The organism is Cyanobium sp. BA20m-p-22 (assembly GCF_024346275.1).
Taxonomy (GTDB): domain Bacteria; phylum Cyanobacteriota; class Cyanobacteriia; order PCC-6307; family Cyanobiaceae; genus Cyanobium_A.
The window spans coordinates 1-18,973 of record NZ_JAGQCQ010000004.1 but is presented as its reverse complement, the minus strand read 5'-3'; the positions used below and the strand labels follow the sequence as shown (position 1 = coordinate 18,973).

Here is an 18,973-nt window from a genome sequence, read left to right as displayed (position 1 = left end):
GTCCCTCAAGCCAGCCGCGACACCCGCAGCCACGGCCCCCAGGGATTGCAGCAGCCGATCAGGGCCACCAGCTGGCCGCTTTGCTGGGCCGCCAGCCAATGGTGCATGGCGGGTTCCAGGGTGATCAACTGCCAGTCGCCTAAGCCGTCCTTGCGCAGCAGCCGGTAACCACCCTCACCGTCGCATCGCAACTCGCCCTCAAGCAGCTGCTCAGCCGGCTCGGCAGGAGCGACCGCAGGATCGAGGCGGGCGGGCCAGCCCTGCAGGCTGCCGCCTGCGCCCAGCAGGGCCGGATCCTGCAAGGCGGCCCGCTGGCGGGCCGCCCAATCCGGATGGTGCCAGGGGGTGTCCCACAGGGGCATCGGCCCGGCCGGGGCGAGGGCGTCACCGATCAGGGTCTCCTGCAGCAGCCGAGGCGCCAAATCTGCCGGCAGGCAGCCAATCCGGATACAGAGCGCTGCTGCCGCACCAGCTGCCTGGCCCGTATTGAGGATCAGGGGCTGGAGGCGGGTGGCGCCGTTGGCCATGTGACTAGTGCTGGTGCCCTTATCGGCCGCCAACAGGTTGTCGACCCCGGCGCTTACCAGGGCACCGAAGGGAATGGTGAAGGGCGTGCCGCTCCAGCGGCCACCCCAACGGCAACTCTTGGGGGCCAGAGGCCAATCGGGCCCGGGATAGTGGTGATCGTTGGCGTAGTTGCCCACGGCGATTGCACTGAGCTGGCCGTCATCGTCCCTGCTGGGGGCGGCAATCGACGCACCGGCAGCCTGGGGCAGCAGGTCCTGTTCGCGCACCAACTCCCGACCCACCAGGCGACGGCCCTCTCGCCAGTAGGGCATCAGGGCTAGGGCCTCCGCACCGCTGAGCTGGCCATCTTTGGCGCCATGGCTGGGGAAGCAGGCTGCCGCCCGCAGCCAACCGCCGCTGGCCGTATGCAGCGCCGCTGCAAAAGCCTGGCTATGGGCCCGCATTGCCCCGTACACGGCCTGTCGACGCTGCGGATCGGGACCAAACAGCTCGCCGACTCCTTCATGCCAGTCATTGCCGTGCAGCGGCCAATTCAGCATCACCAAACCACCCGGCAGACGCCCGTAGGTAATCGTGCGCTCGAGGCCGAAGGTGGCGGCGGCATCGGTGAATGGGGCTGGCAGGAGCGGATGGGGCCCGGCGCTATCGGGCCCTGGTGGTCTGTCAGCAGCCAGCTGGCCCATCACCACCCAGGTGGGCGACTGCACCGGCTGCTGGCGGAAAAACGGCTCCGTCTCGAGCCGCTGACGGGTGGGGGCACTGGGTTCCCCCCACTGTTCCTGGGCTTCCCAGCCAAAGCGAAAGGGAGCGTCCGCCAGCGCAAAGGTGTCGCCGCGATCGCTGCCGTCGATCAGCAGTTGCAGATCGAGCCTGATGGTGCGCTCGCCGCGGCAGAGCTCCAGGGACTCGATTCGGGCGCCCCGCCGCCGGATCGCCGCCAGGGTGGTCGATGGCCACCAGCGCAGCCTGGGTTCGGCCCGGCACCAGTCACGCAGAACCGCCTCGGCCGTGGCGGGCCGGTAGCCGAAGCAACTCACCCAGTTGTGATCCAGCCCTCCCGGCTCCCGCCGCTGCAACTCGCGCAGAAAGGCTCCCCAGAGCCCGGTCTGCCAGGGGCTGAGCTCGTTGCCATCGGGGCAGCAGACCCCGGCGGCGCTCACCATGCCGCCGAGCCAGGCCCCTGGGGTGAGCAGCAGGGTGTCTGCCCCCCCCCGGGCGGCCTGCAGGGCTGCAGCTACGCCGCCCGTTCCCCCGCCCCAAACCACCACATCAACCTGCTCGTGGGCGATCGCCATGGCTGCCGGGCAAGGGCTCAGTGCAGCCCAGCGTGGCAGGGTGGGGTACATGGCTTTCACCCTCACTACCCCCCTCTATTACGTCAACGATCGCGCCCACTTAGGCAGCGCGTACACCACGTTGGCGTGCGATGCGATCGCTCGCTTTCAGCGCTTGAGAGGGGAGCAGGTTGTGTTCATCACCGGCTGCGATGAGCACGGCCAGAAGATCCAGCGCACCGCTGAAGCCTCCGGGCTCAGTCCCCAGGCCCACTGCGATGCCATCAGCGCCGGCTACCGCGATCTCTGGAGCCGCTGGCAGATCAGTCACGACAGCTTCATCCGCACCACCAGCCCCCAGCATCAGCAGTTGGTGCGACAATTCTTTGCCCGGGTGGAGGCAAATGGCGATGTGGTGGAGGGGCGCCAGCAGGGCTGGTATTGCGTCGCCTGTGAGGAGTTCAAGGACGACGCCCCGGGCAGCCAGGACCCGGAATGCAGCATTCACCGCAAACCCCTGGAATGGCGCGACGAGGTCAATCTCTTCTTCCGGCTCTCCCGCTATCAGGCCGAGGTAGAGGCCCTGATCCAGAGGCCGGGTTTCATCCTGCCGGCCACTCGCCAGAAGGAGGTGGAAAATTTTGTTAACCAGGGGCTGCGCGATTTCTCGATCTCCCGGCTGGACCTCCCTTGGGGGATCCCGGTACCCGGCCACCCAGGCCACACTTTTTATGTGTGGTTTGATGCCCTATTGGGCTATCTCACCGCCCTGCTTGATCCAGACAAGCCGGCCCAGCTGGAGCAGGTACTCGAGCGGGGTTGGCCCGCCCAGCTGCACGTCATCGGCAAGGACATCTTGCGATTTCACGCTGTGTACTGGCCCGCCATGTTGCTTTCGGCAGGACTGCCGCTGCCGGAGCGGGTTTTTGGCCACGGCTTCCTCACCCGGGAAGGCCAGAAAATGGGTAAGTCGCTTGGCAACGTGCTCGATCCGGAGGTGTTGCTGGAGCGGTGCGGCAGGGATGCGGTGCGCTGGTATCTGCTGCGGGACATTGCCTTCGGCGACGATGGCGATTTCCAGCAACAGCGCTTCGTCGACCTGGTCAACAACGATCTCGCCAATACGATCGGCAACCTGCTCAACCGCACCTCATCGATGGCACGGCGCTGGTTTGCCGATGCGGTGCCCCCGGCCGGTGAGGCCGCTGCAGCAAGCCATCCCCTGGCCCTTGTCGCCCTTGAGACGGCAAGCAAATTCAACGAAGCACTTACAACGCTGGATTTTCGTGGGGCGGCGGAAGCCAGCCTGCAGCTAGCCATATCCGCCAACGGCTATCTCAACGACCAGGCCCCCTGGCAGCGGATGAAGCACGACGACCAGCGGGACCAGGTGGGATCAGACCTCTACGCGGTGCTGGAAGCCAGCCGCTGGCTGGCGGTGTTGCTGGCCCCGATCGTGCCCGATCTCTCCAGCCGCATGTTGGTGCAACTCGGCCAGCAGCCCTTCAACAGCGATGCGCCAAAGGAGGCTGGCCCTCCCTCTGACCAGACCTCTGGCGAGCCCCTCCAGTCCCCCTGGCTTGCGGCCCAGCAGTGGGGGGTTCTTCAGCCTGGTCTAGCCCTGCCCGAGCCCGAGCCTGTGATGCGGCGGCTCGAGCTGGATTCACCCCTGTGATGGGGCGTTCAGCTGGCAAGCCTGGTTCAGCCCCATGGGCCAGGCCCCTCCTGCTCCTTGCCATGGGCAGTGCGGCCCTGCCCCTGCTGTTGCTCGGCTGTCGACCACAGGACGCTAAGGAGGAGCCTCCCCAGCCCTTTGTGTTTCGCTCCCTAAACCTGCGCCAGAAGGGCACCGATGGGCTGCCCCTCTGGGAGTTGAGCAGTCCGGAAGCCCGCTATGACCTCGGCCGCAGGGTGGCCCAGGCCCGTGATCTCAGCGGCACGATCTATGCCAAGGGCCAGCCCGCCTATCGCCTCAAGGCAACCAGCGGCACGGTGATCAATGACGGCGAAGTAGTGCAGCTCGAAGGCCTGACCAGGTTGGTCAAGCTGGGGCCCAAACCCCTGCTGATTACAGCCCAGAGGCTGCGCTGGTACCCGCGCCAGGAGCGCATGGTGATTGATCACAGCCCCCAGGCCAGCCAGGGGGATCTGCGCCTGAGCTCGAAGCGTGCCCTGGTGTTGTTGCAGCAGGAAAAACTGGAACTGCGCGGCAAACCCGTGCTGGAACGCAGCGGCAGCGACCAGCTGAAACTGGCCCTGAAGGCTGTCGACTGGTATGCCCGCACGGGCCAATTGGTGGGCATGGGCCCGGTTCGGGGGGAGCGGCGCCTCCCGGCCAACGTCGTACAGACCCTCACGGCGCCACGCCTCAGCGGCAATTCCCTTACGCGGGTGATTGATCTGGCTGCCCCCGTGCAACTGCTCGACCCGAGCCGCAAGGCCCGCCTCGATGCCAGCGACACCCGCATTGAAATGGCCCTTGAGCGCATCAGCAGTCCCCACCCCTTCACCGCCCAACTCGACCAGTCCCGCTTGAGCGGCCAGGGCTTTGAGGTGTTGGGACGCAGCCACACCGTGCTGATTCCCCAGGCCTGCCGGATCCAGCAGCCCGGAGATTCCCTGGAGGCAAACAGGTGCAGCTGGAACTGGCAGACCAACGAGGTTGCCGCCGATGGGGGCGTGGTGTTGCGCCGCCAGAGCCTCAACCAGATCACCCGAGGCGAGCGGCTCACGGGTCTGCTGAGCAAGGAGGGACGAGCCGAATTCAGCAATCCGGGAAATCGGGTGCTGAGTCAGGTGAAGGTGCCACCCCGGTCTGGATCGGGGCCCCGTCGATCGGCCAAACCCCCTCCATTCGCCCCGTAAGGCGGCGGGCCCAGCCCTCCAGCCAGCTGAGGTCGCTGCGACTGAAGCAGCGCGGCGACCAGCCCCCGAGCACCACCAGACCCTGGGAGCCAAACGGTTGGACCACCACGGCCGGCAAACCGGGGCTCAGGCGCTCAAATTCGGAACGCCCCGGATAGAGCCGCAGATCCACTAGGGAGACGACCCTGCCCCTGCTTTGGGCAAGCTCACAGGTCGCTCCGGGCACAAATGCGGTTTCTGCCAGCAGGCCCCGACGCAGCAGACAACGTCCTTGCCAGAACACGACAACCACCGCTGCGGCGCTGGCGGTGAGCAGCATCTGGCTACCCCAGCCCAGCTCCTCGGCCAGCTCGGCGGGAAGTCCAGCGGCCAGCTCCAACCCCTGGCTGCCCTGGAGCTCCACCCGGGCCGCCGCCTCAGGGACCGCCCGGGTCCACACCACCCCCACCAGCATCAAACCCACGGCCAGCATGCTGGCGAGAACGGCTGCCCTCTCCAGGGCCGGATCAATCGAGGCGGCGGTGGTCTGGTTGAGCACCACCAATGCCAGAGCCAGCCCACCTGAGCAAAGACAGATCCGCGCGGGGATGGAGGCGGTCATGTCCACACAGCAGGAGGCGACAACAGGGCCAGCTAGGGGCAAACTAGGGCGAAGCGTGGCCTCTTCCGTTGCTGCATTCTTCGCAACCGAGCCGTTGGCTCCCCCTCCTGGGTCTGCTTGCTGCCCTGACCGGCAGCCTGCTCAGCCTGTTGTTCGCCACACCGGCCCTGGCCGTTTCAGCCAGCGACCTCCCCGCTGCTCCGCCCCAGGAGAGGGTCCTGGATTCGGCTGGGGTGCTCAGCCGCTCAGCCGTCGCTGAACTCGGCAGAACCCTGGAACGATTCAGCCCAGACCGGGTCGATGCCCACCTGGTCACGGTGAGTCGACTTGATTACGGCCTCAGCCTCCCCCAGCTCGGAGCCCAGATCGTTGAGACGTGGCAGCAGGCGGCAGATGCACCGAACCAGCTGTTGTTCTTGATCGACAGCCAGACCAACAGCGCCACAGTGGCCGCCTCGCCTGAACTCGGCGGCCAACTGGATCCGAACCTGCTGCGCAGCACTGGCCGCACCACCATGACCCTGCCGATCCGGGAAGGCGGGCGTTACCGCCAGGGCAGTCTCGATGCGATGAATCGCCTGCTCAGCGTGCTTGAGGCTGGCCTCGATCCGGGTGAGCCTGTCCTGACAGAGGTTGTCAGCCAACCCACCAATATCCCAACCAAGGAGGAAACTGCCTCCAGCAACGCCTACACCTGGATTGTTGTCCTACTGGTGGTAGGAACCCTGGTGCCGATGCTCACCTGGTGGGTTTTCTCGCGCTGAACCGATGGCACTCACCGATTGGATGGGAAGCTTCGGGCGCGCCCAGGCCCTAGACCTCAGCAACGATCTGGAGCGGGGTTACGAAGCTGCCCTGTTGATTCAGAGCATCGAACTGGAGCACTACAACGATCGCCCTGTCAGGCCTGAGCTCGACCTGCGCATCCCCCGGGCCTCCCAGGCCCAGTTGCTACGGCGTTTTCGGGCGGCCCTGGAGGTCTGCCGCCAGACCCTGGCCAGCCTGGAATCCCACCGGGGTGAAATCGCCGGTCAGGAAGTTCGCCAACTTCAGTTGATCCAAACGGTGGTCGCTCGCTACAGCGATAGGCGAGACCCCCTGCCCACGATCAGCCGCTCGCCGGAGGTTTTACCGCGCAGCCTGATTGGCGTGGTTGACCAGGTCAGGCGCCAGCTGGACCCGGAAGCGGAAGCCAACGTGGTGGCAGGTTTTCGCCGCCGCCGCGATTCCACCCTGGTCTCGCTGCGCATCCTTCTGCTCTTAATTCTGGTCCCCGTGCTGGTGCAGCAGGTCAGTCGCACCTACGTGATTTCGCCCCTGGTTGATCGATTTGCCCCAGACAACGCTTTCCTCACCTACCCCAAACCAAAGCTGGAGGAACAGGCGGTCGAGAAATTGCGCGTCTTCCAGGCCGAAATTGAGTTTGATGCCCTGCTTAAGGGCAAACCCCTACCCAGCCGTGAGGAGCTGCAAACCCAACTTGCCCTGAAGGCAGATGAACTGAAGGAGGAGGCAGATCTACAGAGCACCCACGCCATCAAGAACGTGCTCTCCGATCTGGGCGGCCTGGTGGGTTTTGTGCTGGTCTGCCTTTTCGGCCAGCGGGATATCCAGGTGCTGAGGGGCTTTCTCGATGAACTGATTTATGGCCTCAGTGACAGCGCCAAGGCCTTCGCGATCATCCTTGCAACCGACATCTTTGTGGGCTTTCACAGTCCGGAAGGCTGGACTGTGTTGCTCGACGGGCTCGCACACCATCTCGGCCTACCGGCCAGGGAAAATTTCATCATGCTGTTTATTGCCACCTTTCCGGTGGTACTGGCCACGGTCTTCAAGTATTGGATCTTCCGCTACCTCAACCGTGTTTCGCCCTCGTCGGTGGCAACCCTGCGCAATATGAATGGTGGAGGCTGAGGCCCTGCTGGGCTGCCATCTGGTCCTCGGACCTGCCCGCAGTGGCAAAAGTCGCTGGGCCGAATATCTGGCCCTCCGCTCAGGTCTGGCGGTTACCTACCTGGCCACCGGACCTGGTGCCTCAGCTGCAGACCCTGCCTGGATGGCCCGGGTCCTGGCCCATCGCCAACGCCGCCCGCAGAGCTGGAGCACCAGGGAGGTGGGGGCAGCCCTGCCCGAGGGCCTGGCCAGCCTGAGCCCCCCGGGGCTGGCCCTGGTGGACTCCCTGGGCACCTGGGTGGCGGCCGGCCTCGAGCTTGACGCCATTGACTGGCAGCAGCGCTGCTCCAACCTCTACGACTGCCTGCTTGCCCTGCCCATACCGGCCGTGCTGGTCAGTGAGCAGACCGGTTGGGGGGTGGTGCCGCCAACGGCCATTGGCGGCCTGTTTCGAGATCGGCTTGGCAGCCTGGAACAGCAACTGGCGCCCCTGTGCAGCGGCCTGTGGCTGGTGATCGCCGGCCGGGCCCTCGACCTCCGCAGCCATAGCCTTGCCGTTCCAGAGATCTGAGGGCAGTAGGGGCAAATCCATGCCGCGCATAGTTCTGTACCAGCCCCAGATCCCACCCAACACAGGCAACGTGGCTCGCACCTGTGCCGCCACAGACACCGAGCTGCACCTGGTGGAACCCCTGGGCTTCCAGATCGACGATCGCCAGCTCAAGCGAGCTGGCCTGGACTATTGGCCCCTGGTAAGCCTGGTGCGCCACGGGAGCTGGGACGCTTTTCTGAACCATCGCAGCAGCAGGGGCGGCCGGCTCATCGCCCTCAGCAGTCACGGGGGCGCTTCCTACTGCGACTGGCTGTTTAGCCCTGAAGACTGGCTGTTGTTCGGCCGCGAGAGCGACGGCCTGCCCGCCGCCGTCCTCAGCGGCGCCGACGCCACCCTCGCCATTCCGATGGCCCGAGCCGCCCGGGCGGCCCAGCCAGGGGTGCGCAGCCTGAACCTCTCGGTGGCGGTGGGGGTGGTGTTGTTCGAAGCTCTGCGTCAACAGGATTTGCTGACCTTGCCGGGATCGCCAACCAGCACAGGGATCACGGCTGCTCGCTGAGGGGGCTACTGCCCAGTCCCCTTGTGCCCCCGAGCTTCGTCCGCTAACTTCTGGCCGACTTGTGGGTGCTGGCTTCTCCACAAGCCCTATCCAACGGAGAAATCTGGATGAAGCCTTTGAATTTTTGTCTGAGAATCCTGATTCCCTGCGCCGCAGCTGTGCCTGCGGTGGTGATGGCACTGGCTCCTGACGAAATTCAAGGTGGCTCCATCGACGCCCTGGTGGCGGCCCTGCCTGCCCCGAGCAGCGACCGAATTTGGGTCAAGGTGCGCGAGTCGATCAGCGTCGAGGAGCTCTCAGGCTCCCTGAAAGTCGACGAAGAGCGGCTGGCCAAGCTCAATGACGTCGATGAAGACCACAGCTTCCTCCGCGGTGACTGGCTGGTGCTACCGAGCCAGCAGGCCCGGCAGATCAAGCAGTTGGCCTCGATTGACACCAGTGACCTGCGTCGCAGCCCACCCCTCCATTCCCTGCCACCGGTCCAGGAGGGGGCAGCGGTGCGCTTCGGGGACACCCTGGCCAAAATTGCCCATCGCTACGGCCTAACCCTGCATGAGTTGCTACGGCTCAACCCGGGTCTGGAGACGGCCCGGCTGGTGGTGGGCAGCCAGGTTCGCCTGGCCCAATCTGCTCCGGGTCGCACCCGGATGGTGTTGGGGCTCAAGCCCACAACCAGTGGCGGCGTCAGCTGGCCTGAGTTGCCCGGCTTCGAAGGACTTACCAAGCCCTTTGATGGCCCCAGCTCTGCCCAAGGCTGGATATGGCCCACCAAGGGGGTGTTCAGTTCCGGCTACGGCTGGCGGTGGGGCCGGATGCACAAGGGAATCGATGTGGCCAACAACGTCGGCACGCCAATCGTGGCAGCCAAGGCCGGGCGGGTTGTGTTTTCGGGTTGGCACGATGGCGGCTATGGCTACCTGGTCACCCTGGCCCATGCGGATGGAAGCCGTTCCCTCTACGCCCACAACAGCCGCCTGATGGTTCAGGTGGGCCAGGAAGTGGATCAGGGTTCTGTCATCTCCCAGATGGGCAGCACCGGCCGCAGCACCGGACCCCACCTCCACTTCGAAATCCATCCAGCCAGCTCTGGGGCGGTCAATCCGCTGCAGATGCTGCCGCCCCGCGCCTGAGCTAAGCCGGCATCAGGGCCTGATAAAATCCATCTACCGCGGCTCGGTAGCTCAGCTGGTTAGAGCGTGGGATTCATAACCCCAAGGTCGGGAGTTCAAGTCTCCCCCGAGCCATAGTTTGCTGCCCCGCTCTGGCGGGGTTTTTTATGGGCTCCGGATCCCAGCGGGGCTCAGCGCAGTTCGACGCCGTTGAGTCGTCCGCGCAAGGAGGCCGAATCCGGGCTCTCCTGCTGCGGGGCAGCAAGAGCTGGCTGCGCTGAGGCCGGCGGCTGGCCTGAACCGCCGCGCCGGGACCTGCCGTAGCCCTGGGAGCGCCCCTCAATGGCCCGTATCAACGACTTGCTGCGATTCACCTCGCCGATGCTTTGGCCGTCCTTGGGACGGACCAGGGGGTTTGCTTTCAGCTCGGAGCGCAGCTGGCTGAGCAGGCGGAAGTGGCCTGTGGTGTTGTATTTGCGCAATACAGTCGGCTCCCAGCCCATGCCGTCTTTTCCTGAATGGGTTATTTACTTAGCCTATGGTGACGCCGGGCAGGGAAGCTGTGATAAATTGTTGAGCAACCAACTGGTAGTCGATCCGACTTTGCCTAAAGCTCCGTCGCCGGGGCAGGAATGGTCTTCGACAAGCCCGGTTGATCCCCCTTTGCCACCCATTCAGCATGTCCAGGCTCGTTGGCCTCCAGGCACCCGACTTCAGCGCCACTGCCGTGGTGGATCAGGAGTTTAAGGAGATCACCCTGTCTCACTACCGCGGCAAATTCGTGGTGCTGTTCTTCTATCCCCTGGATTTCACCTTCGTCTGCCCCACCGAGATCACGGCCTTCTCAGATCGCTACAGCGATTTCTCCAGCCGCAATTGTGAGGTGCTTGGCGTGTCGGTAGACAGTCAGTTCAGCCACCTGGCCTGGGTCCAGACCGACCGCAAAAATGGCGGCTTGGGCGACATCGCCTACCCGCTGCTTGCCGATCTCAAGAAGGACATCGCCCGGGCCTATGAGGTACTCGATGAGGAAGCCGGCGTGGCGCTCCGCGGCCTTTTCATCATCGATCCCGATGGTGTGATCATGCAGAGCACCATCAACAACCTGCCCGTGGGCCGCAGCGTCGACGAAACCCTGCGCCTGCTTCAGGCCTTCCAGCACATTCGCAGCAACCCAGACGAGGTCTGCCCCGCCAACTGGACCCCCGGGGACAAGACGATGAATCCAGACCCTATCAAGAGCAAGGAGTTTTTCGCCGCCGTCAACTGACCCAGGCCCTCAGGCTCGTCAACAGGCGCTGGCCATCTAGGCCGCCGGTGCTGGGATCCGCCGCCCTCTCAGGGTGGGGCATCAATCCCAGCACATTTCCCTGGGCATTGGTGATGCCAGCCACATCCCCCACCGAACCATTTGGATTACTGGCGTAGCGCAGTACCAGCTGACCATTGGCTTCTAGGGCAGCTAGCTGGTCTGGCTCACACTGGTAGCGGCCCTCCCCATGGGCTATCGGTAGGACAATCCGCTCCCCCTCCCCGTAGGCCCCAAGCCAGCCGCAATTGCCTGGGTGGACCAGCAGGGGTGCAGGTTCACAGATGAAATGGAGGCGGGCGTTGCGGGTGAGCGCTCCAGGCAGCAGGCCCATTTCCGTCAGCACCTGGAAGCCGTTGCAAATTCCGAGCACGGGCCCGCCAGCGGCGGCGAATTCCCGCACGGCTGCAAGCAGGGGCGCAAAGCGGGCGATGGCCCCGCAACGCAAGTAGTCGCCATAGCTGAATCCACCTGGGATCACCACGGCGTCGACATCGCCCAGGTCTGCCTGCCCATGCCAGAGGAAGCGGGTTGGCAGGCCCAGGCAACCCTCCAGGGCCCAGCGCACGTCCCGGTCACAGTTGGACCCGGGGAAGACCACGATCCCGATGCTCATGCGGGCCGCTCCCCGCCATCTTCCAGCAGTTCCAGAGACCAGTTCTCAATCACGGGGTTGGCAAACAGGCGATCGCTGAGCAATTCCAGCTGGCTTTGGGCCGTGGCGCGGTCGTCTGCCTCGAGTTCCAGATCAATGGCCTTGCCGATGCGCAATTTGCGCAGGCCGCCAACCCCAAGGCGCGCCGCCGCAGCCCTGGTGGCTTCGCCCGCCGGGTCAAGCACCGATGGCCTGAGGGATACCTGAACACGGGCGCGAAAGAGGGGCACCAGAAGAGCTGGAGGTTTGTTAAATCTTGCCAGCTCGATGGTCCCCTTTCGCCGCCCCTGGCCAACTTGGAGGAAGACCCTCCCTAAAGGGCCGTGCCCCAGCTTGAACTTCCCAGTGGAATGGCGGCAAGAAAAGCCGCGTCAAGCAAGCGACTGCTGGTGCAGAGAGTTGTGCAAACAGGTGTGCAGGCAGGTTTGCGGGCGAGTGTGGCGATTGGGCTGGCGCCTTGGCTGGCTGGGTCTGCCCGCGGCCCTTGCCGCCGAGCCCGTGCCCCTGCGCTGTCGCCTGGGAGATGGGCCCTGGCAAACCTGCACCATGGTCGTGGAGAGTCCCGGCGAACGCTGGGAAATTCGGGTGGCGGGGAGCCGGATTAGCTTTCGCCACGACGGCGGCGGCACCGTCACGATGAACAATCCGCCAGATGGTCCCCCGAGCAAGCTGACCAGGGGTAGGGGCTGGATTCCGGTGCAAACCAGCTGGATTGCTGGGCCGGCCCTCTGTTGGAACGGGGTTTGCGCCCAGGGCGACATTCCCCTCGATTGAGCTGGCTTCGCTCCTCAGGGCGGTGTAACCCCCTCCAGCAGCAATGCTTCGATGGCTGGGCGATTGAGTTGGAAGCCCAGAAACACCAACTCCAGCCCTGGTAATCGGCCCGGCTGAGCGGCCTGGGAGCCTTGGGCCCCAGCTTCATACCAGCACTCCAGGCGGGCGCCCACGGCCTGGATCTGCAGGGGACGGGCCTTGCCGGGGCTCCACAGCAGGCCCTTGACCCTGATCAGTCCAGGCTGGAGCAGCAGGTGGTGCAACTTCTCTTCCAGGGCCGGGCGCTCAAATATTCCGCCTAGCTGCAGGGCCACCGATTCAATTGCAACGTGAGTGTGGTCATGCTCGTGGGTGTGGTCATGGCCCTCTCCAGCTGCTGGGCTGCTGGCCCTGGCCATGCCCAAAACCAGTTCGGGAGACACCTCCCCCCGCCCCATCGGAACCACGGCAGCGCCGGGGCGGAGACGGGGGGCCAGCTGCCGTTCCACCCCCTCAAGGGCGTCCTTGGAGAGACAGTCCGCCCTGCTGATCAAAACCAGATCGGCCGCTTCCAGCTGTTCGCCAAAGAGTTCATCAATATCACTGGCGTGGTCCAGGCTGGGATCAAGGAGGCGCTGGGCCTCCAGGGCGGCCGGGTTGGCCACCAACGCGCCAGCGGCCAGGGCCTCGCCATCGACGACGGCCACTACCCCGTTGAGCATGATCCGGGTACGGATCTCGGGCCAATTCAGGGCCGCGATCAGTGGTTCTGGCAGGGCTAGACCACTGGTTTCCACCACGATGCCGTCAAGGCTGTCAGCCCGCTCGAGAAGCCGTTCCATGGTGGGCAGGAACTCGTCTTGAACCGTGCAGCAGAGGCAGCCGTTGGCCAGTTCCACCAGCCTGGAATCGAGCTCCTCATCAGGACAAAAGCCACAGCTGCGCAGGAGGGCCCCATCGATGCCCACCTCCCCGAACTCATTGACCAGCACGGCCAGCCGCTGGCCGCCATTGAGGAGAAGGTGGCGCAGCAGGGTCGTTTTGCCAGCGCCCAAAAAGCCAGTCACCACGGTGACGGGAAGGCGTTTTGTTAAGGCCTGCATTTCAGGCTGCCCAGGCTGAGAAAGCCCAGGTGGTTCCGCAGGCGGTCAGGGCCAGGGCCAGCCAACGCAGATTCGCCGGCGAGAGGCGCTTGGCGAGCGGGCGCAGCAACCAGAGGGCAACCAGCAGCAGGCTGCCCTGGCTGAGCAGCAGTCCGGCCCCATAGGCAGCCACCGGCATGGTTGACCAGCCGAACACCGGCACACTCAGCACGTAGCCATGCAGGGCCATTGCAGGCAACAGCAACACCGGGGGTAGGCGGCGCAGCAGCACCAGGGCCTCCACAACCAGGGTGCAGGCCACCAGCGCCTCGGCCCCCGGCAGGCCAGGCCAGGCCAGGCCTGCTGCCCCACCAAGCAAACCAACCAGGAGCAAACCCAGGGCCCAGCTCCAACGACGCTGCAGAGCCACCAGGGAGAGTGCCAGCAGGAAAACCAGGTGATCTGGGCCCAGCAGGGGGTGGGCCAGCCCGCTGATCACACCGTTGCTCCAGGTGGGCTTCATCTGGCCCAGATCGGCGAAGTGGTGGGCCAGGGCAGGCGCGCTGAGCAGCAGCGGCGAGGCCACCAGGGCTGCTGCCAGACAAAGGGAAGGCCTGAAGAGTGAGTGATTGAAAAGTGAAGGACTGCGCAGCCCTGGGGCGCTCAGGCCGGAGGGCTGGTGCGTGGAAACTTTCATGGAGCCGGTCCGCGCCGTAGGAAGAACAAAACCGGCGGGCGTTCTGACTGGACGGTCCGGGGACACGCCTTCACAGCTGCGGGACAGTGCCGGATTCACACCGGACTTTCCCCCTTACCTCCGGTGGCTGTTCCCCACCGGAACCGGAATGCTGATGCTATCTGGCTTCCTCCCTAGCGGCAGGCCAGGCTCTCTCTGGTGGCCACTCCGGAGACTGGATTAGTCCCGGCCGCTCGCAGGCAGAGGGCCTTCTTCTCCGGCATATCGAGCACGGCGTCGGTGAAATCCGCCCCTTCGATCGCAGCTCCTTTGAAATGGCTCTGCAGCATCATCGCGTTGCGCAGCAGCGCTCCGCGCAGATCCGCATCTTCAAAGTGGCTGGCGAAGGCGACGCTGTCATCGAGGTTTGCCTGCTGCAGATCGGCGCCGCGCAGGTCGCTGTTGTTGAAAACCGCGCCGCGCAGGTCGCTGTCACTGAAATCAAAGCCAGCCAGGGATGCCTTGAGAAATTCAGCTTGCTGCAGGTTGCGGCCATGCATGTTGGGCTGAAGATCCTGAAGCGATCTTTGGCTGCGCAGCTCAGGAGCCGTGATGGCCCAGGCAGGCGCCAGCACCAGCAGCCAGGCCATCACGGTGGCGAGGGCTGTCAAAAGGGGGGCCATGGGCGGGCTATTAGGCTGACACCTCAAGTTATGTCAACCATGGCCATGGCCCTGCGGGTGGTGGTTCCACCCCACCCCCTGATCGGCCACTGGCTGGCCGTGCTCCGGGACCGCCACACTCCTGGGCCTCTGTACGCGAGCGCCACCACCGAACTCGGACGCTGGCTCAGCTACGAAGCCCTCAGGGACTGGCTGCCCCATCGTTCTATCCAGGTGGACTCCCCCCTGGCCGCCACCGAGGCGGAGATCGTCGATGGGGACGTGCCCCTGCTGGCCCTTCCCCTGCTCACCGCAGGCCTAGGGCTCTGGCAGGGGGCCCAAGCGGTGATTCCAAGCGCCCAGGTGCGGCATCTAGGGCTGCAGCAGCAGGGAATCAGGGGCCTGGACAGGCCAATCCCCCCCCGCTCCGGGGTGCTGGTTTTCTGCGCAACCGTGGCCACGGGAGAAAGCTTGAACCAGGTGCTGGATCGCCTGGCCGAGCTTGGGGTGCGTGGGGATCGGCTGCGGGTTGTCACCGCCCTGGCCTCCGGGCCTGGCCTGCAGTTGGTGGGCGAACGCCACGGCGATCTCACCATTTACACCGCTGGCATCGATCCCGAACTAGACGGGGATGGCCAGATTGTCCCCGGCATTGGCGCTGTGGCCGAGCGTCTTTTCGCCGGCCCGCTGCTCGAAATGGCTGTCCCTACTGCCTAGGCTGGCCTTAATCAAGATCAGGATGATGGGTGATCAGAGCGGCAATACCAATTCAGGAGCCAGCGGTTCGATGCTGAGCCTGCTGGCCGGCGCCGCACTCGGTGCTGCTGGGCTGGGCTGGTGGTTGCTGGCCGAGGCAGAGCAGCGGCGCCAGGGCAAGCGCCAGGCCAGGCGCCAGGGCCCCATCCCACCGCCCCAGCCCGCCGCCCTGGAAGCACCTCCAGATCGGGAGCTCCATGACCGGGTGCATGAGCTAAATCAGGCGATCGAGGATGTGCGCCGCCAGCTGGAAACCATGAATACCCGGGGCTGAAAGCGGGCCTGGTTTGGTCCGGTCGGTAGGTTTTCTGAAGCCGACCCACTGCCATGCTCCGCTCCGCCGCGATTACCCAGGGGATCCAGCGCTCTCCCAACCGGGCCATGCTGCGTGCAGTGGGTTTTGGTGATGGCGATTTCAACAAGCCGATCATCGGCATCGCCAACGCTTACAGCACAATCACGCCCTGCAACCTGGGCCTCAACGACCTGGCTCACCGGGCCGAAGCGGCCGCCCATGCCGCCGGGGCCATGCCCCAGATGTTCGGCACGATCACGGTGAGCGATGGCATCTCGATGGGCACCGAGGGAATGAAGTATTCCCTGGTGAGCCGGGAGGTGATCGCCGACTCGATCGAAACCGCCTGCAACGCCCAAAGCATGGATGGCTTGCTGGCAATCGGCGGCTGTGACAAGAACATGCCCGGCGCCATGCTGGCCATGGCACGCATGGACATCCCGTCAATATTTGTGTATGGCGGCACGATCAAGCCGGGCAAGCTCGGCGCCTGCGACCTCACCGTAGTGAGTGCCTTTGAAGCGGTAGGCCAGTACAGCGGCGGCCGCATCGACGAGCAGGAGCTCACTGCGATCGAGAAAAATGCCTGCCCCGGCGCCGGCAGCTGCGGTGGCATGTTTACGGCCAACACGATGAGCGCGGCGTTCGAGGCGATGGGCCTGAGCCTCCCCTACAGCTCCACCATGGCGGCTGAGGATCCGGAGAAGGCCGATTCCGCCGCCCGCAGCGCCGAGGTCCTGGCCGAGGCGATCCAAGCCCACATCTGCCCCCGGGATCTGATGACCCGCCAGGCCTTTGAAAATGCCATAACCGTGATCATGGCGGTGGGCGGCTCCACCAATTCGGTGCTGCACCTGCTGGCGGCGGCCCGCACGGCCGGAGTCGAACTGAAGATCGACGACTTTGAGACGATCCGCCAGCGGGTACCGGTGATCTGCGACCTCAAACCAAGTGGCCGCTATGTGACCGTGGATCTGCACCAGGCCGGCGGTATCCCCCAGGTGATGAAGCTGTTGTTGGATGCGGGTCTGCTGCACGGGGATTGCCGCACGATCGAAGGCAAGTCCCTCCAGGAGGTGCTGGCCGATGTGCCGGCTGAGCCGCCAGCCGGCCAGGACGTGATCCGGCCCCTGAGCAATCCCCTCTATGCCAAGGGCCACCTGGCAATTCTCAAGGGCAACCTGGCCACCGAGGGTGCTGTGGCCAAGATCAGCGGTGTTAAAAATCCGGTCATCACTGGCCCGGCTCGGGTATTTGAGAGCGAGGAAACCTGCCTTGCCGCCATCCTCGACAAGCAGATCAAGCCCGGTGATGTGGTGGTGGTGCGCCAGGAGGGTCCGGTGGGCGGCCCTGGCATGCGGGAAATGCTCAGCCCCACCGCTGCAATCGTGGGCCAGGGGCTGCTCGATTCTGTGGCGCTGATCACCGATGGACGCTTCTCCGGTGGCTCCTTCGGCCTGGTGGTGGGCCATGTGGCTCCCGAAGCCGCCGTGGGCGGCACCATCGCCCTGGTGGAGGAAGGCGACAGCATCACAGTGGATGCCAACCAGCTACTGATCCAGCTGAACGTGGACGATACCGAGCTGGCCCGTCGCCGCTCCAGCTGGGTCCAGCCCGAACCGCGCTACAGGACCGGGGTGCTGGGTAAGTACGCCCGTCAGGTGAGCAGCAGCAGCCTGGGGGCAGTCACAGACCAGGCATAAAGGCCAGCTGGGCCCTGAGACGTCGGGCCAGGCTTTCCAGCGGGGCCCCATCCTGGGGCCGCTCACAGCGCAATCCCGTGCCAGCCTCCATCCACACCGGGTGACTGCCATGCCAGAGCAGGGGGCGCTCGGGATCGTTGCTCCAGGCCAGGGTGAGGTTCAGGTCTTTGCCGCTGGGGTAGATCTCCAGCTCAAGATCCTGCTCAGCGCAGCGCACACCGTCAAGGTTGCGGGCCTCCAGGCGCAGTATGAATTCCTGCTCAGCCGACTGGTCTGAGAGGGGAAGAACCGCATGTCTCAGGGGTTTGCGGCAAAGATCGGCTGCCGCTGCCACCAGCTGGGGCAGGTTGGCGGCAAGGGGCTCAGACAAAGCCACGGATTGCATGCAATTCGAGATGGATCTCGCCGGCTCGAAAACCCGTATTCGGCCCCCCATCATCAGCGAAACGGGAATGCAGCACTTGAAGCCGGGTGATGCGGCTCGGATCGAAGCGCAACGGTAAACCCACGGGTTTGGCCCGCACCGAAGGCCGCAGATCGGCGAAGGGAATCCGGATCACGCTGGAGCCAGGGGCCTCCGTACCAAACTCATACACCCAACGCAGGCCTCCTGGGATCAGGTTGGTCAATCCCGCCAGACCATCGGCGCAGGCCACGGCGAGCTTGAAACGCCGCCCCTCACCGACCAGATCCAGCTCCAGGCCAAGGCAGGCAGAAAGATCAAGCGGGGGGGAAAACAGGGGGGATCGGCAGCTGATGAAGCCACCCCCCGCCTCGATCACGGTGCCCTCAAACACAAGTCCCCCAGGGCCTATGCGGCAGCTTCCCTGGCTGCGCCCTCCCATCACCGTGTCATTGAGGGCATGCCATCCGCTAAAGCCATCCCCGCTGGCGATGGGTATCACGGCTCCAGGCCCGCAGCCGCTGCCCGGTCAGCCAGGATCAGCACTTCGCCGCTGGGGCGCACGAGCTTTGCGGGGGTGCGCTGCGGGGCCTCCAGGGGATCGAGCAAACGCCTGAGCGCCTGCACCTTGCCGCTGCCGCTCACTAGGAATATCACCTGCCGCGCCGCCGAGAGGGTCGGTGCGGTGAGGGTTACCCGGGGCAGACCCTTGCCCTCACCGAGGGTCACATAGCGATCCACCACGGTTGGGGCGGCGGTTCCCGGAAACAAAGAAGCCGTGTGGCCATCGTCGCCGAGGCCCAGGAGCACCAAATCCAGGGCTGGCGGCTCGCCCCCACAGAGATGGTGCAGCAGCTCTGCGTAGGCCTGGGCGCCCTGCTCCGGGGTTGGCAGGTCAGTTGGCACTGCATGCAGGCAGGCATGGCTGCCGGGTTCGGCGGCCATCAGGGTTTCGCGCACCATGCGGGCGTTGCTGGAGGGATCGTCCGCTGGAACCCAGCGCTCATCACCCAACAGCACATCCACCCGCCCCCAGGGCAGATGCTGCTGGGCCAGAAGGCCATAGGCAGCTCGGGGGGTACCGCCCCCCGCCAGGGCGATCTGGGCCCGATCCCGCTGCGCCAACACCAAATCCAGCGCCGAGCCGATCGTCTGGGCCGTGCGACGGGCCAGATCTTCAGCCGAGTCGGCCACCACCACCCTGTAGCTCGGTGGCGGGGCTGGCGAGGAGTTCATGGGCAAAAGGCAAGGGGGGATGGGAAGCGGTGATTCAGTCAAGCCATTCGGTGTGGAAGCT

23 protein-coding genes, 1 tRNA gene and 1 riboswitch are annotated in these 18,973 nt (G+C 65.1%); of the genes, 13 read left to right on the top strand and 11 right to left on the bottom strand.

The window, feature by feature from the left end; translation table 11 throughout:
• Positions 1–5: 5 nt before the first annotated feature.
• A complete protein-coding gene (locus KBZ15_RS00705; protein WP_255012587.1) occupies positions 6–1,823 on the bottom strand; it encodes an FAD-dependent oxidoreductase in 1,818 nt (605 codons plus the stop codon).
• Between the two features lie 49 nt (positions 1,824–1,872).
• Between KBZ15_RS00705 and metG the strand changes: the two genes are divergently transcribed.
• The gene (gene metG / locus KBZ15_RS00700) at positions 1,873–3,477 is read left to right on the top strand and encodes a methionine--tRNA ligase (protein ID WP_255012605.1); all 1,605 of its coding nucleotides are present in this window, start codon (positions 1,873–1,875) and stop codon (positions 3,475–3,477) included.
• Positions 3,478–3,539: 62 nt separating this feature from the next.
• The gene (lptC, locus tag KBZ15_RS00695; protein WP_255012585.1) at positions 3,540–4,667 is read left to right on the top strand and encodes an LPS export ABC transporter periplasmic protein LptC; all 1,128 of its coding nucleotides are present in this window, start codon (positions 3,540–3,542) and stop codon (positions 4,665–4,667) included.
• Here lptC and KBZ15_RS00690 read toward each other — a convergent pair.
• Positions 4,567–5,268: a cofactor assembly of complex C subunit B gene (locus tag KBZ15_RS00690; protein ID WP_255012582.1), complete on the bottom strand. Its 702-nt coding sequence runs from the start codon at positions 5,266–5,268 to the stop codon at positions 4,567–4,569. The two genes, lptC and KBZ15_RS00690, sit on opposite strands and share 101 nt — an antisense overlap.
• Positions 5,269–5,336: 68 nt before the next feature.
• On the opposite strand from KBZ15_RS00690, the gene psb32 reads away from it, so the two are divergent.
• The 6 genes from psb32 to KBZ15_RS00660 all read left to right on the top strand — a co-directional run bounded on the left by psb32 (position 5,337) and on the right by KBZ15_RS00660 (position 9,517).
• Positions 5,337–6,032 carry a photosystem II repair protein Psb32 gene (gene psb32 / locus KBZ15_RS00685; protein ID WP_255012580.1) on the top strand — a complete coding sequence of 232 codons (696 nt, stop codon included), beginning with the start codon at positions 5,337–5,339 and terminating at the stop codon, positions 6,030–6,032.
• Positions 6,033–6,036: 4 nt separating this feature from the next.
• Entirely contained in the window at positions 6,037–7,182 is a 1,146-nt protein-coding gene (pxcA, locus tag KBZ15_RS00680; RefSeq protein WP_255012577.1) for a proton extrusion protein PcxA, read from the top strand.
• Positions 7,169–7,732 carry a bifunctional adenosylcobinamide kinase/adenosylcobinamide-phosphate guanylyltransferase gene (gene cobU, locus KBZ15_RS00675; protein ID WP_255012574.1) on the top strand — a complete coding sequence of 188 codons (564 nt, stop codon included), beginning with the start codon at positions 7,169–7,171 and terminating at the stop codon, positions 7,730–7,732. The genes pxcA and cobU overlap by 14 nt, the downstream gene beginning before the upstream one ends.
• 19 nt (positions 7,733–7,751) lie before the next feature.
• Complete coding sequence (locus tag KBZ15_RS00670; RefSeq protein WP_255012571.1) at positions 7,752–8,273, top strand: tRNA (cytidine(34)-2'-O)-methyltransferase; 522 nt, start codon at positions 7,752–7,754, stop codon at positions 8,271–8,273.
• 173 nt (positions 8,274–8,446) lie between these two features.
• Positions 8,447–9,403, top strand: coding sequence for a M23 family metallopeptidase (locus KBZ15_RS00665; RefSeq protein ID WP_255012569.1), 957 nt, complete (start codon positions 8,447–8,449; stop codon positions 9,401–9,403).
• A gap of 40 nt (positions 9,404–9,443) precedes the next feature.
• Positions 9,444–9,517: transfer RNA gene (locus KBZ15_RS00660), tRNA-Met, on the top strand.
• A gap of 56 nt (positions 9,518–9,573) precedes the next feature.
• On the opposite strand, the gene KBZ15_RS00655 is transcribed toward KBZ15_RS00660, so the two are convergent.
• Positions 9,574–9,885, bottom strand: coding sequence for a hypothetical protein (locus KBZ15_RS00655; protein ID WP_255012567.1), 312 nt, complete (start codon positions 9,883–9,885; stop codon positions 9,574–9,576).
• Between the two features lie 176 nt (positions 9,886–10,061).
• Between KBZ15_RS00655 and KBZ15_RS00650 the strand changes: the two genes are divergently transcribed.
• On the top strand, positions 10,062–10,652 hold the full coding sequence (locus tag KBZ15_RS00650; RefSeq protein ID WP_255012564.1) for a peroxiredoxin: 591 nt from the start codon (positions 10,062–10,064) through the stop codon (positions 10,650–10,652).
• Here the strand turns inward: KBZ15_RS00650 and purQ are convergent.
• Together purQ and purS are read right to left on the bottom strand one after the other, a co-directional pair.
• Complete coding sequence (gene purQ, locus KBZ15_RS00645; RefSeq protein WP_255012561.1) at positions 10,645–11,307, bottom strand: phosphoribosylformylglycinamidine synthase subunit PurQ; 663 nt, start codon at positions 11,305–11,307, stop codon at positions 10,645–10,647. The genes KBZ15_RS00650 and purQ overlap by 8 nt on opposite strands.
• Positions 11,304–11,576, bottom strand: a complete 273-nt coding sequence (gene purS, locus KBZ15_RS00640) for a phosphoribosylformylglycinamidine synthase subunit PurS (protein WP_254930677.1) — start codon at positions 11,574–11,576, stop codon at positions 11,304–11,306. Before purS ends, purQ begins: the two co-directional genes overlap by 4 nt.
• 214 nt (positions 11,577–11,790) lie before the next feature.
• Here purS and KBZ15_RS00635 point away from each other — a divergent pair, with 214 nt between their 5' ends.
• Positions 11,791–12,120: a hypothetical protein gene (locus KBZ15_RS00635; protein ID WP_255012559.1), complete on the top strand. Its 330-nt coding sequence runs from the start codon at positions 11,791–11,793 to the stop codon at positions 12,118–12,120.
• Between the two features lie 14 nt (positions 12,121–12,134).
• Here the strand turns inward: KBZ15_RS00635 and cobW are convergent, their stop codons facing one another.
• The 3 genes from cobW to KBZ15_RS00620 all read right to left on the bottom strand — a co-directional run bounded on the left by cobW (position 12,135) and on the right by KBZ15_RS00620 (position 14,540).
• Positions 12,135–13,202, bottom strand: coding sequence for a cobalamin biosynthesis protein CobW (cobW, locus tag KBZ15_RS00630; RefSeq protein WP_255012556.1), 1,068 nt, complete (start codon positions 13,200–13,202; stop codon positions 12,135–12,137).
• A gap of 1 nt (position 13,203) precedes the next feature.
• Positions 13,204–13,878, bottom strand: a complete 675-nt coding sequence (locus KBZ15_RS00625) for a HupE/UreJ family protein (protein ID WP_255012553.1) — start codon at positions 13,876–13,878, stop codon at positions 13,204–13,206.
• A 15-nt stretch (positions 13,879–13,893) separates the two neighbouring features.
• Positions 13,894–14,041: riboswitch (cobalamin riboswitch) on the bottom strand.
• Positions 14,042–14,051: 10 nt separating this feature from the next.
• Positions 14,052–14,540: a pentapeptide repeat-containing protein gene (locus KBZ15_RS00620; protein WP_255012551.1), complete on the bottom strand. Its 489-nt coding sequence runs from the start codon at positions 14,538–14,540 to the stop codon at positions 14,052–14,054.
• A gap of 39 nt (positions 14,541–14,579) precedes the next feature.
• Here KBZ15_RS00620 and upp point away from each other — a divergent pair, with 39 nt between their 5' ends.
• The 3 genes from upp to ilvD are packed head-to-tail and all read left to right on the top strand — an operon-like array spanning position 14,580 to position 17,273.
• On the top strand, positions 14,580–15,236 hold the full coding sequence (gene upp / locus KBZ15_RS00615; protein ID WP_255012549.1) for a uracil phosphoribosyltransferase: 657 nt from the start codon (positions 14,580–14,582) through the stop codon (positions 15,234–15,236).
• A 25-nt stretch (positions 15,237–15,261) separates the two neighbouring features.
• Entirely contained in the window at positions 15,262–15,549 is a 288-nt protein-coding gene (locus KBZ15_RS00610) for a hypothetical protein (RefSeq protein WP_255012547.1), read from the top strand.
• Between the two features lie 53 nt (positions 15,550–15,602).
• Positions 15,603–17,273 (top strand): dihydroxy-acid dehydratase, encoded by a 1,671-nt coding sequence (ilvD, locus tag KBZ15_RS00605; protein ID WP_255012545.1) that lies wholly within the window; start codon positions 15,603–15,605, stop codon positions 17,271–17,273.
• Here the strand turns inward: ilvD and KBZ15_RS00600 are convergent.
• Genes KBZ15_RS00600 through pgl form a run of 3 tightly spaced genes read right to left on the bottom strand, consistent with a single transcriptional unit; the run spans position 17,257 to position 18,912 of the window.
• Positions 17,257–17,649: a hypothetical protein gene (locus KBZ15_RS00600; protein WP_396123363.1), complete on the bottom strand. Its 393-nt coding sequence runs from the start codon at positions 17,647–17,649 to the stop codon at positions 17,257–17,259. The two genes, ilvD and KBZ15_RS00600, sit on opposite strands and share 17 nt — an antisense overlap.
• Positions 17,636–18,178, bottom strand: coding sequence for a CIA30 family protein (locus KBZ15_RS00595; RefSeq protein ID WP_255012541.1), 543 nt, complete (start codon positions 18,176–18,178; stop codon positions 17,636–17,638). Before KBZ15_RS00595 ends, KBZ15_RS00600 begins: the two co-directional genes overlap by 14 nt.
• Positions 18,175–18,912 carry a 6-phosphogluconolactonase gene (pgl, locus tag KBZ15_RS00590; protein ID WP_255012540.1) on the bottom strand — a complete coding sequence of 246 codons (738 nt, stop codon included), beginning with the start codon at positions 18,910–18,912 and terminating at the stop codon, positions 18,175–18,177. Before pgl ends, KBZ15_RS00595 begins: the two co-directional genes overlap by 4 nt.
• Positions 18,913–18,973 lie beyond the last annotated feature (61 nt).

Coding starts and splice junctions, on each gene's coding strand:
- KBZ15_RS00705 (WP_255012587.1), bottom strand. CDS start 1,823: ATGGCGATCGCCCACGAGCAGGTTGATGTGGTGGTTTGGGGCGGGGGA.
- metG (WP_255012605.1), top strand. CDS start 1,873: ATGGCTTTCACCCTCACTACCCCCCTCTATTACGTCAACGATCGCGCC.
- lptC (WP_255012585.1), top strand. CDS start 3,540: ATGGGCAGTGCGGCCCTGCCCCTGCTGTTGCTCGGCTGTCGACCACAG.
- KBZ15_RS00690 (WP_255012582.1), bottom strand. CDS start 5,268: ATGACCGCCTCCATCCCCGCGCGGATCTGTCTTTGCTCAGGTGGGCTG.
- pxcA (WP_255012577.1), top strand. CDS start 6,037: ATGGCACTCACCGATTGGATGGGAAGCTTCGGGCGCGCCCAGGCCCTA.
- cobU (WP_255012574.1), top strand. CDS start 7,169: ATGGTGGAGGCTGAGGCCCTGCTGGGCTGCCATCTGGTCCTCGGACCT.
- KBZ15_RS00670 (WP_255012571.1), top strand. CDS start 7,752: ATGCCGCGCATAGTTCTGTACCAGCCCCAGATCCCACCCAACACAGGC.
- KBZ15_RS00665 (WP_255012569.1), top strand. CDS start 8,447: ATGGCACTGGCTCCTGACGAAATTCAAGGTGGCTCCATCGACGCCCTG.
- KBZ15_RS00655 (WP_255012567.1), bottom strand. CDS start 9,885: ATGGGCTGGGAGCCGACTGTATTGCGCAAATACAACACCACAGGCCAC.
- KBZ15_RS00650 (WP_255012564.1), top strand. CDS start 10,062: ATGTCCAGGCTCGTTGGCCTCCAGGCACCCGACTTCAGCGCCACTGCC.
- purQ (WP_255012561.1), bottom strand. CDS start 11,307: ATGAGCATCGGGATCGTGGTCTTCCCCGGGTCCAACTGTGACCGGGAC.
- cobW (WP_255012556.1), bottom strand. CDS start 13,202: ATGCAGGCCTTAACAAAACGCCTTCCCGTCACCGTGGTGACTGGCTTT.
- KBZ15_RS00625 (WP_255012553.1), bottom strand. CDS start 13,878: ATGAAAGTTTCCACGCACCAGCCCTCCGGCCTGAGCGCCCCAGGGCTG.
- KBZ15_RS00620 (WP_255012551.1), bottom strand. CDS start 14,540: ATGGCCCCCCTTTTGACAGCCCTCGCCACCGTGATGGCCTGGCTGCTG.
- upp (WP_255012549.1), top strand. CDS start 14,580: ATGGCCATGGCCCTGCGGGTGGTGGTTCCACCCCACCCCCTGATCGGC.
- KBZ15_RS00610 (WP_255012547.1), top strand. CDS start 15,262: ATGGGTGATCAGAGCGGCAATACCAATTCAGGAGCCAGCGGTTCGATG.
- ilvD (WP_255012545.1), top strand. CDS start 15,603: ATGCTCCGCTCCGCCGCGATTACCCAGGGGATCCAGCGCTCTCCCAAC.
- pgl (WP_255012540.1), bottom strand. CDS start 18,912: ATGAACTCCTCGCCAGCCCCGCCACCGAGCTACAGGGTGGTGGTGGCC.